A 1,097-nucleotide genomic window follows, 5' to 3' on the forward strand; every position below is an offset into this window, starting at 1 on the left:
ACCGATGACTGGGGTGAAGTCGTAACAAGGTAGCCGTATCGGAAGGTGCGGCTGGATCACCTCCTTTCTAAGGAAGAAGAAGTAGAAAATTGAATGTGTTTTACTGTTGAGTTATCAAGTAGAACAAGGAAGTTCGGTTCACTAAATTCGATGACATCAGAGATGTCCTCTCATTAAGTTCCTCCGAACAAAGTTCGTACTAAATTCGTACGGCAGTAACCCTTGTACTCATTAAGAACTCTACTTTTCTGGTGGCGATGCGCTTGTGGGAAACACCCGTTCCCATCCCGAACACGACGGTTAAGACGCAAGCGGCCGATGGTACTGCACTGGAGACGGTGTGGGAGAGCAGGTGGCCGCCAGATCAAAAAAAGATTAAAGAAAACTGGTTTTACCAGTGATATAAGATGAAAAGAAAACTTTTCTTCTTATATGACTGATAAAATATCAGTCAGTATCGTACCTTGAAAACTGCATACATGTAAATTTGATTAACTAATCAAATATCCTTGATATAAAACGTAAAAACGTAAGATAGGAAGACATCGATAATTAGATTATCAATAAGCAACGAGAATCAAAGACCGCTGATACCTACGCTAGGGTATCAGANTTCTGGTGGCGATGCGCTTGTGGGAAACACCCGTTCCCATCCCGAACACGACGGTTAAGACGCAAGCGGCCGATGGTACTGCACTGGAGACGGTGTGGGAGAGCAGGTGGCCGCCAGATCAAAAAAAGAATAACAGATGAAAATCTGTTGAGCATAGACACAGGCATTGGAAAGTGAGCCCTGTCGGAAACAGGGTGGAGCCAGTAAACATTCGATAAGTCCAGTGCTAACCCGTATCAGCCGGGAAGAGCTGTTATTAATAACTGGTTTTACCAGTGATATAAGATGAAAAGAAAACTTTTCTTCTTATATGACTGATAAAATATCAGTCAGTATCGTACCTTGAAAACTGCATACATGTAAATTTGATTAACTAATCAAATATCCTTGATATAAAACGTAAAAACGTAAGATAGGAAGACATCGATAATTAGATTATCAATAAGCAACGAGAATCAAAGACCGCTGATACCTACGCTAGGGT

The 1,097-nt window shown here is 41.4% G+C and carries 3 rRNA genes; all 3 read left to right on the top strand.

What is annotated here, in order from left to right:
- Positions 1-67, top strand: a 16S ribosomal RNA gene (locus GT674_RS16980); the annotation flags it as partial.
- A 180-nt stretch (positions 68-247) separates the two neighbouring features.
- Positions 248-365, top strand: a 5S ribosomal RNA gene (gene rrf / locus GT674_RS16985).
- A gap of 249 nt (positions 366-614) precedes the next feature.
- A 5S ribosomal RNA gene (gene rrf, locus GT674_RS16990) occupies positions 615-732 on the top strand.
- The last annotated feature ends 365 nt before the right edge of the window (positions 733-1,097 follow it).

Origin of the sequence: Blautia sp. BIOML-A1 (assembly GCF_009883055.1) — a bacterium.
GTDB lineage: Bacteria > Bacillota > Clostridia > Lachnospirales > Lachnospiraceae > Blautia_A.